Annotated in this window: 8 protein-coding genes and 1 pseudogene; 7 read left to right on the forward strand and 2 right to left on the reverse strand. The window is 71.7% G+C overall.

Annotated elements, in window-relative coordinates:
- The first annotated feature begins 52 nt into the window (after positions 1 to 52).
- The 3 genes from ACIP9H_RS27920 to ACIP9H_RS27930 all read left to right on the forward strand — a co-directional run bounded on the left by ACIP9H_RS27920 (position 53) and on the right by ACIP9H_RS27930 (position 2,745).
- On the forward strand, positions 53 to 1,429 hold the full coding sequence (locus ACIP9H_RS27920) for a M16 family metallopeptidase (RefSeq protein ID WP_401591144.1): 1,377 nt from the start codon (positions 53 to 55) through the stop codon (positions 1,427 to 1,429).
- Positions 1,430 to 1,499: 70 nt separating this feature from the next.
- Positions 1,500 to 2,252 (forward strand): 4-hydroxy-tetrahydrodipicolinate reductase, encoded by a 753-nt coding sequence (dapB, locus tag ACIP9H_RS27925; protein WP_401591142.1) that lies wholly within the window; start codon positions 1,500 to 1,502, stop codon positions 2,250 to 2,252.
- Between the two features lie 43 nt (positions 2,253 to 2,295).
- Complete coding sequence (locus ACIP9H_RS27930) at positions 2,296 to 2,745, forward strand: hypothetical protein (RefSeq protein ID WP_401591139.1); 450 nt, start codon at positions 2,296 to 2,298, stop codon at positions 2,743 to 2,745.
- 16 nt (positions 2,746 to 2,761) lie between these two features.
- On the opposite strand, the gene argB is transcribed toward ACIP9H_RS27930, so the two are convergent.
- Complete coding sequence (argB, locus tag ACIP9H_RS27935; RefSeq protein ID WP_401591137.1) at positions 2,762 to 3,622, reverse strand: acetylglutamate kinase; 861 nt, start codon at positions 3,620 to 3,622, stop codon at positions 2,762 to 2,764.
- Between the two features lie 338 nt (positions 3,623 to 3,960).
- Positions 3,961 to 4,506 carry a hypothetical protein gene (locus ACIP9H_RS27940; protein WP_401591134.1) on the reverse strand — a complete coding sequence of 182 codons (546 nt, stop codon included), beginning with the start codon at positions 4,504 to 4,506 and terminating at the stop codon, positions 3,961 to 3,963.
- 172 nt (positions 4,507 to 4,678) lie between these two features.
- On the opposite strand from ACIP9H_RS27940, the pseudogene ACIP9H_RS27945 reads away from it, so the two are divergent.
- The 4 genes and pseudogenes from ACIP9H_RS27945 to ACIP9H_RS27960 form a co-directional block, all read left to right on the forward strand.
- Positions 4,679 to 4,984: pseudogene (locus ACIP9H_RS27945) on the forward strand (FAD-dependent thymidylate synthase); the annotation flags it as partial.
- Positions 4,964 to 6,343 carry an FAD-dependent thymidylate synthase gene (gene thyX, locus ACIP9H_RS27950; RefSeq protein ID WP_401961419.1) on the forward strand — a complete coding sequence of 460 codons (1,380 nt, stop codon included), beginning with the start codon at positions 4,964 to 4,966 and terminating at the stop codon, positions 6,341 to 6,343. The pseudogene ACIP9H_RS27945 and the gene thyX, both read left to right, overlap by 21 nt.
- Positions 6,344 to 6,511: 168 nt before the next feature.
- On the forward strand, positions 6,512 to 7,420 hold the full coding sequence (gene dapA / locus ACIP9H_RS27955) for a 4-hydroxy-tetrahydrodipicolinate synthase (protein WP_401591132.1): 909 nt from the start codon (positions 6,512 to 6,514) through the stop codon (positions 7,418 to 7,420).
- A gap of 127 nt (positions 7,421 to 7,547) precedes the next feature.
- Positions 7,548 to 9,233, forward strand: a complete 1,686-nt coding sequence (locus tag ACIP9H_RS27960; RefSeq protein WP_401591129.1) for a ribonuclease J — start codon at positions 7,548 to 7,550, stop codon at positions 9,231 to 9,233.
- Positions 9,234 to 9,505: the final 272 nt, after the last annotated feature.

Below are 9,505 nucleotides of genomic sequence, written 5' to 3' on the forward strand. Positions count from 1 at the left end.
AAGACGGTGCGGACGCCGCTGCCGACGACAAGTCCGAGGACGCGTCCGAGCAGTGACCGACCGCTCCACACGCGTGACGGCCCGCCCCTCCACCAAGGGGCGGGCCGTCCGCACGCAGACCCTGCTCCCCGGCCTCGACGGCATCGGCACCGTGCGCCGCAGCGTCCTGCCCGGGGGGCTGCGCGTCGTCACCGAGACGCTGCCCACCGTGCGTTCGGCGACCTTCGGGATCTGGGCCGCCGTCGGCTCCCGCGACGAGACCCCGGCCCTGAACGGCGCCACGCACTATCTGGAGCACCTGCTCTTCAAGGGCACGGCACGCCGCAGCGCGCTGGAGATCTCCTCCGCGATCGACGCGGTCGGCGGCGAGATGAACGCCTTCACCGCCAAGGAGTACACGTGCTACTACGCACGTGTCCTCGACACCGATCTGCCGCTCGCCATCGACGTGGTCTCCGACATGCTGACCGGCTCGCTCATCCGCCAGGAGGACATCGACGCCGAACGCGGCGTCGTCCTGGAGGAGATCGCGATGACCGAGGACGACCCCGGCGACCAGGTGCACGACCTGTTCGCCACCGCGCTGCTGGGCGACTCCCCGCTGGGCCGCCCCGTGCTCGGCACCGTCGAGACCATCAACGCCCTCACCCGCGACCAGGTGCACCGCTTCTACCGGAAGCACTACGACCCCACCAGGCTCGTCGTGGCCGCGGCGGGCAACATCGACCACGATGCCGTCGTCCGGCAGGTGCGCGAGGCCTTCGAGGGCGCGGGCGCCCTCCGCGACCCCGAGGCCGTGCCCCGGCCGCCGCGCGGCGGCAGCAAGACCCTGCGCAGCCACGGCCGGGTGGAGGTGCTGGAACGGCGCACCGAGCAGGCCCACGTGGTGCTCGGCATGCCCGGTCTGTCCCGGCACGACGACCGGCGCTGGGCGCTGGGCGTACTCAACACGGCGCTCGGCGGCGGTATGAGCTCGCGGCTGTTCCAGGAGGTCCGCGAGAAGCGCGGCCTCGCCTACAGCGTGTACTCCTACACGTCGTCCTTCGCCGACAGCGGCCTGTTCGGCGTCTACGCGGGCTGCCAGCCGCGCCGGGTGCCCGAGGTGCTGAAGATCTGCCGCGAGGCACTCCACCAGGTCGCCGAGCACGGCCTCGACGACGAGGAACTGCGGCGCGCCGTCGGCCAGTTCTCCGGCTCGACCGTGCTCAGCCTGGAGGACACCGGCGCCCTGATGAACCGTATCGGCAAGAGCGAGTTGTGCTGGGGCGAGCAGATGTCGGTCGACGCCACCTTGGAGCGGATCGCCGCGGTGACCCCCGAGGAGGTCCGCGCGGTCGCCCGGGACGTGCTCGGGCAGCGACCGTCGCTGGCCGTCATAGGCCCGCTCAAGGACAAGCAGGTGGCCCGCCTCCACGATTGCGTGGCCTGAGCGCCCGGGCCGGCCGGCCCGGCCGGCCCGAGCGCCTTCCTCCAGCCCTACCGACCGAAGGACAGGAACGATGAGCACAATCCGCGTGGGTGTGATCGGGGCCCGTGGCCGCATGGGCACGGAGGCGGTCAAGGCCGTCGAGGCCGCCGGGGACATGGAGCTGGTCGCCGCCATCGGCCGCGAGGACAAGCTGGAGGCGCTGGCCGAGAACGGCGCCCAGGTCGCGATCGAGCTGACCGCGCCCGGCTCGGTCATGGGCAACCTCGACTTCTGCCTGCGGCACGGAATCCACTCCGTCGTCGGCACCACCGGCTGGACCGACGAACGCCTCGACACCCTGCGCGGCTGGCTCGGCGCCGCCCCGGGCACGGGTGTGCTCATCGCCCCCAACTTCGGCATCGGCGCGGTGCTCACGATGCGCTTCGCCCGCCAGGCGGCCCGCTTCTTCGAGTCCGCGGAGATCGTCGAACTGCACCACCCCGACAAGGTGGACGCCCCGAGCGGCACGGCCGCCCGCACCGCCCAGCTGATCGCCGACGCCCGCCGCGAGGCCGGCCTCGGCCCGCAGCCGGACGCCACCGCCACCGCCCTGGACGGGGCGCGCGGCGCCGACGTGGAGGGGGTCCCGGTGCACTCGGTACGGCTGCGCGGGCTCGTCGCCCACCAGGAGGTCCTCTTCGGCGACGCCGGCGAGGTCCTCACCATCCGCCACGACTCCATGAACCGCGCCTCCTTCATGCCGGGCGTCCTGCTCGGCGTGCGGCGGGTCGTCTCCACGCCGGGACTCACCTTCGGCCTGGAACACTTCATGGACCTGGACTGAGAGCCAGAGTCAGAGTCGAAGACCGAGAACCGGATCGCCCATCATGCGCGCAAAGATCACCTACTTCGTCACCGCCGCCGTCCTCGTTGTCTACTTCGCCCTGGTCGGCGCCCGTGGCGTGTGGCTGATCCAGGACGGCCGCCCGGTCACGGTCGTCCTCGGCCTGGCGGTCCTCGTGCTGCCGGTGATCGGTGTGTGGTTCCTGGTCCGTACGACCCGGTTCGCGCGTGACGCGGGCCGGCTGGCCCGCGAGCTGGAGGCCGAAGGCGGGCTGCCCGAGGACGAGTTGGTGCGCACCCCCAGCGGGCGGATCGACCGCTCCTCGGCGGACGCGGTGTTCGCCCGGCGCAAGGCGGAGACCGAGGCCGCGCCCGAGGACTGGCGCGCCTGGTTCCGGCTCGCCGTCGCCTACCACGACGCCCGCGACACCCCCCGGGCCCGCAAGGCGATGCAGCGCGCGATCGCGCTGCGCGGCAAGGCGCCGCAGACGTAGGGACGCGCCCGGTCCGTCAGCCGGGCAGCACCGTCGTGCCGCCGCCCGCGGGCCCGCCGACCAGGGCGTGCAGCAGCGCGTGCGGGACGCGGCCGTCCAGGATCCGGGCGGAGCGCACGCCGGCCCGGACCGCCAGCAGGCAGCCGCGCATCTTCGGGCCCATGCCGCCGCCCAGCGACGGCAGCATCGTCTCCAGCTCGTCGGCGGTGAGCCGGTCCACCACGCTCTCGCGGCACGGCCAGTCCGCGTACAGGCCTGGTACGTCGGTCAGGACGACCAGCGAGTCGGCGCCCAGGGCGGCGGCGATGGCGCCGGCGGCCGTGTCGGCGTTGACGTTGTAGGCCTGGCCGTCGGTGCCGCGGCCGATGGGGGACACCACGGGGATGTGGCCGTGGTCCAGGAGCACGTCGACGGCGCCGGTGTTGACCTCGCTCACGTCCCCGACGAGCCCGATGTCGACCAGTTCGCCGTCGACCTCGGCGTAGCGGCGCACCGCGGTGAGGGTGTGGGCGTCCTCACCGGTGAGCCCGACCGCGTACGGGCCGTGCCGGTTGAGCAGGCCGACGAGTTCGCGCTGCACCTTGCCGGCCAGCACCATCCGTACGACGTCCAGGGTCTCCGGTGTCGTGACCCGCAGCCCGGCCAGGAAGCGGGCCTGCACGCCCATCCGCTCCAGGTGCGCGCTGATCTGCGGGCCGCCGCCGTGCACGACGACCGGCCGCACCCCGGCGTGCCGCAGCCGCACCACGTCGTCGGCGAAGGCGGCGAGCAGTGCGTCGTCCGTCATGGCGTGGCCCCCGTACTTGACCACCACCGTGCGTCCGCGCAGGAGTTCCAGCGCGTTGCCCGGCGAGGCGGAGGTGAGGAGGGCGGTCACGGACGGGCCGGACGGTCGTCGCGGGGGAACGCGTCGGAAGGGGGGCCGAACGGGCCGAACGGTCCGTGCACCAGTCGCTCCAGATCCTCGTCGGGGTCGGCCCGCCGGACGCCGTCGCCAGGGCGTCGCGTGGGCCGCGCCGGAACGTAACAGGCCCAGGGAAACGCGCGATGACGGCCGGCTGTCGGTCCGGCCCCGGCGGGACGTGTCGTGGGTGTCACACCGCCGTGCCCGCCCGCCGGGTCCCGGGGAGGGCGGCCGTTCACATGCCGCACGCCCAACCACCCCGGTCCCCCGGGGTGGTTGGGCGTGCGATCCGGTCCCGCGAAGCGGAGGGCCTAGCGGGGCCCCGCGGCCCAGGCCTCTATGGCGTCGGCCGCCTGGTCGAAGGCCTCCGTGCGGCCCAGGAAGTCCGCGTTGTGGTCCGTCAGCAGCGGGCGCAGCCGCTCGCCGCCCGTCCGGGTGACGACCAGCGCCTGCCCCTGCACGGTTCGCGGCATCGCGAGCCACTTCACCGGCTGCTGGACCGTACGGACCGAGGCCACCCGGTCCCACGGCAGCGTCACCGTGTGGAGCAGCCCGACCTGCCGCACGCCCCGGGCGCTCACCCAGAACCCCACGTGCAGCAGCCGCAGCACGCCGGCGATCACCAGCACCGCGCCGCCGGCCGTCCACGTCACCCCGGAGCCGCTTCCGGCGAGCCCCATGACCACGGCGGCGAAGAGCATGTACGAGGCGAGCACCAGCAGCAGCGCCGCCGTCCCGACCCGCCAGGGGCCCGGCCGGTACGGACGCGTCCACCGGTCGACGGACCGGTAGGGGAGTGCGGCGTCGGCGAGGTGCTCGTCATGGCCGCTGTCAGCGGCGAGGAAGGGCAGAGACACACGGTGAGGCTATAGGGGACTCTCGGGCCGGGCCACCGCTGGTCGGCCACCGTCGGCCTTTGCGCCGCTTTGCCGCGCGTGCCGTGTTGTCGGCGATATCGGTGCTGTCGGCGCCGTCTGCGCCGCCCCATAAAGTGGTCGCCGTCCACAGCGCCAGAGGAAGGACGCCCCGGTGACCGACACCCCCGCCGACGATTCCGCAGAGTTCGCGGAGTCCGTGCAGTTCCGCGACGACGTGACCGTCGAGCTCGTCAAGCACAGCGCCTCGGACTCCGATGTCCTGTGGGCCGCTCGTGTGTCCACCGCCGGCGAGCAGTCCCTCGCGGAGCTCAGCAAGGACCCCGAGCGGTCCAAGGGCTTGATCAACTACCTCATGCGGGACCGCCACGGCAGCCCCTTCGAGCACAACTCGATGACCTTCTTCGTGAGCGCCCCGATCTTCGTCTTCCGCGAGTTCATGCGCCACCGCGTCGGCTGGTGCCTCGCCGGCGACACCGAGATCACGCTGGAGAGCGAGGCCGGCACCCTCCGCCGCAGGAGCATCAGGGAGCTGCACCGCCTGTGGCACCTGGACGCCGAGGACCGGCTGCCGGCCTCCGCGGGCGGCGTGACCTGGCACCCCGCGGCGGGCCGCTGGCGGGCGGAGGTCCACCGGGCCGACCGGAGCCACTACCTCGGCCTGTACGAGAGCCGGGAGGCCGCCGAGAGCGCGGTCGTCGAGTTCCGCGAGCAGGACCCCGGCACCCGGCTGCGCACCCTGGAGTCGGTGCGCCGCACACAGGTGCGCTGCTACGACGAGGAGACGCTGCTGCCGGGGCGGGCCCGGATCACCGACGTGATGGAGTCGGGGGTCAAGCAACTGCTGAAGATCACCACGTCCTCCGGCCGGGTCCTGCGCTGCTCCGCGGACCATGCGGTCCTGACGCCCGAGGGCTGGGCGAAGGCCGGCGAGCTGGCCGTGGGCGACGCCGTCCTGGGCGCGGGCCCCGAGCGGGAGCCCTCGCGGTCGCCCGTGCCCCCGGCTCTGGAGCGCGGCATCGGGGTGTGGACCGCCCGGCAGCGCGAGCGCCTGATCGGCGCGACCGGCACGTGCCACGTGTGCGCCCGGTCCTTCCCCGGTGGGGAACTGGCCCTGGACCACCGGGTCCCCGTCGCCGCGGACCTCGCGCTGGCCCTGGACGAGCGCAACCTGGCCCCCGTGTGCGAGGAGTGCCACACCCGCAGGAGCGGCGAGGAGCGGGCGCAGGCGCGTGACGGCGCCGCAAGCGGCCCGGCCCTGCCCGACCCGATCGTCTCCATCGCGCAGGACGGCGAGGAGATGACCTACGACCTTTCCGTCGAGGGCCCGTGGCACAACTTCCTCGCCGACGGCATCGTCGTGCACAACTCCTACAACGAGGAGTCGGGCCGCTACCGCGAGTTGCAGCCGGTGTTCTACGTGCCCGGCGAGGACCGCAGGCTGGTGCAGCAGGGGCGGCCGGGGAAGTACGAGTTCGTGCACGGCACCCCCGAGCAGCACAAGGCGGTCAGCGAGGCGATGGAGGCCTCATACCGCCAGTCCTACGAGGCGTACCAGAGCATGCTCGCCGCCGGCGTCGCGCGCGAGGTGGCCCGGGCCACGCTGCCCGTCGGCCTGTTCTCGTCGATGTACGCCACGTGCAACGCCCGCTCCCTGATGCACTTCCTGGGCCTGCGCACCCAGCACGAGCTGGCCAAGGTGCCGTCCTTCCCGCAGCGGGAGATCGAGATGGTGGGGGAGCGGATGGAAGCCGAATGGGCGAAGCTCATGCCGCTCACGCACAGTGCGTTCAACGCGAACGGCCGGATCGCTCCGTAGCGCTGCGCCACTCATCCGGAATGTTCCGATTGCCGGGTTTCCTGCAGTTCGTCTAGTCTGCAGAAACGGATTCCGGTGCTGCTTGAACCCCCGAGCAGGCAGCGCCGGAGTCCTCCTCGCAGGTCCCGAGGGGTCCTCCGGACACCGGCACCGAGTAGCGTTGTACTCATGGCTCCGACCTCCACCCCGCAGACCCCCTTCGGCCGGGTCTTGACCGCAATGGTCACACCGTTCACCGCGGACGGTGCTCTCGACCTCGACGGCGCGCAGCGCCTGGCCGCGCACCTGGTCGACGCAGGCAATGACGGCCTGGTCGTCAACGGCACCACCGGTGAGTCCCCGACCACCAGTGACGTGGAGAAAGAGCAGCTCGTCCGGGCCGTCCTGGAAGCGGTCGGGGACCGCGCCTTCGTGGTGGCCGGCATCGGCACCAACGACACCCACCACACCGTCGAGCTCGCCCGCCAGGCCGAGCGCGCCGGCGCACACGGCCTGCTCGCGGTCACGCCGTACTACAACAAGCCCCCGCAGGAGGGCCTGTACCGGCACTTCACCGCCGTCGCGGACGCCACCGGCCTGCCGGTCATGCTCTACGACATCCCCGGCCGCAGCGGGGTGCCCATCGAGACCGAGACCCTGGTCCGGCTCGCCGAGCACCCCCGCATCGTCGCCAACAAGGACGCCAAGGGCGACCTCGGCGCCGCGAGCTGGGCCATCAGCCGCAGCGGTCTCGCCTGGTACTCCGGCGACGACATGCTGAACCTGCCGCTGCTGTCCGTCGGCGCCGTCGGCTTCGTCTCCGTCGTGGGACATCTGGTCACCCCTGAGCTCCGCGCCCTCCTGGAGGCGTATCTCTCCGGTGACGCCCACAAGGCGACCGAGATTCACCAGAAGCTGCTCCCCGTCTTCACCGGGGTGTTCCGCGCCCAGGGCGTGATCACCACCAAGGCCGCGCTGGCCTGGCAGGGACTCCCGGCCGGACCGCTGCGACTGCCGCTCGTCGGCCTCGACGCACTCGGCGAAGCGGCGACCGCGCAGCTGAAGAAAGATCTGGCCGCCGGCGGGGTACAGCTGTAATCACAGACTTCACAACTGAATACCGGCCAAGAGAAGCAACCAGACAGAAGAAAACACGATGTCACACGCGTCCCGTGCCCCCGGGGGATTCCCCCGGGGGATGCGGCGTGTGTGGTGAGGAGAGACTTTGAGCCATCCGCACCCTGAGCTCGGCCCACCCCCCGTGCTGCCCACGGGCGGCCTGCGGATCACCCCACTCGGCGGCCTCGGCGAGATCGGCCGCAACATGACGGTCTTCGAGTACGCGGGACGCCTGCTGATCGTCGACTGCGGGGTGCTTTTCCCGGAGGAGGAGCAGCCCGGAGTCGACCTGATCCTGCCGGACTTCACGTCGATCCGGGACCGGCTGGACGACATCGTCGGCATCGTCCTGACGCACGGCCACGAGGACCACATCGGCGCCGTCCCCTTCCTCCTGCGGGAGAAGGAGGACATCCCGCTGATCGGCTCCAAGCTGACCCTCGCCCTGATCGAGGCCAAGCTCGCCGAGCACCGGATCCGGCCGTACACCCTGGAGGTCGCCGAGGGGCAGCGCGAGCGCATCGGCCCCTTCGACTGCGAGTTCGTCGCCGTCAACCACTCCATCCCCGACGCGCTGGCCGTCGCGATCCGGACCCCGGCCGGCATGGTCGTGCACACCGGCGACTTCAAGATGGACCAGCTGCCGCTCGACGGCCGCCTCACCGACCTGCACGCGTTCGCGCGGCTGTCGCAGGAGGGCATCGACCTCCTGCTGTCGGACTCCACCAACGCCGAGGTCCCCGGCTTCATCCCGCACGAGCGGGACATCGCGCCGGTGCTGCGGCAGGTCTTCGCCAAGGCCGACAAGCGGATCATCGTGGCCAGCTTCGCCAGCCACGTCCACCGCATCCAGCAGGTCCTGGACGCCGCCCACGAACGCGGCCGCAAGGTCGCCTTCATCGGGCGCTCCATGGTCCGCAACATGGGCATCGCCCGCGACCTCGGCTACCTCCGGGTGCCGAACGGCCTGATCGTCGACGTCAAGACGCTCGACGACATCCCCGACGAGCGGGTCGTGCTGGTCTGCACCGGCTCCCAGGGCGAACCCATGGCGGCGCTCTCGCGCATGGCCAACCGGGACCACCAGATCCGCATCGTCGAGGGCGACACCGTGGTCCTGGCGTCCTCCCTCATCCCCGGCAACGAGACCGCGGTGTACCGCGTGATCAACGGCCTGACCCGGTGGGGCGCCCACGTGGTGCACAAGGGCAACGCCAAGGTGCACGTCTCCGGCCACGCCTCCGCGGGCGAGCTGTTGTACTTCTACAACATCTGCAAGCCGCGCAACCTCATGCCGGTCCACGGGGAATGGCGCCATCTGCGCGCCAACGCCGAACTCGGCGCGGCGACGGGCATCCCCAAGGAGCGCTGCGTCATCGCCGAGGACGGCGTCGTGGTCGACCTGGTCGACGGCGTCGCCAAGGTCGTCGGCAAGGTCCAGGCGGGTTACGTGTACGTCGACGGGCTCTCCGTGGGCGACATCACCGAGAGCTCGCTCAAGGACCGCCGGATCCTCGGTGAGGAAGGCATCATCTCGGTCTTCGTCGTCGTGGACGCCAGCACCGGCAAGCTCGTCGGCGGTCCGTTCATCCAGGCCCGCGGCTCCGGCATCGACGACGAGGCATTCGCGGCCGTGCTCCCCAAGGTCGAGGAGTCCCTCGCCCGCGCGGCGTCCGACGGTGTCGCCGAGGTGCGGCAGCTGCAGCAGCTCATCCGCCGCTCGGTCGGCAAGTGGGTCTCCGACACCTACCGCCGGCGCCCGATGATCCTCCCTGTGGTCGTGGAGGTCTGACGACCCACCAGGAGCGGGCCGCCCCGATTTGCATCGGGGCGGCCCGCTCCAGTACGTTGTCACAACCCCCGGGACGAGTGAGCACGGAAACGTGTGCCCTCGAAATCCAGGTGGTAAATCCGACGGAAAGCATCTGCTAAAGTCGGTGAAGCGGGAAAGCCGAAAGGCCGGAACGCAAAAGCAGGAAAGCGAGAATCCCCGCCGGCGGGAATCGGGCCCGAAAGAGTCTGATAAGCTGGTGACAACGAAGGGAAAGCCCGGAGGGGCCGGTG

The organism is Streptomyces sp. NPDC088732 (assembly GCF_044751205.1).
Taxonomy (GTDB): Bacteria; Actinomycetota; Actinomycetes; order Streptomycetales; family Streptomycetaceae; genus Actinacidiphila.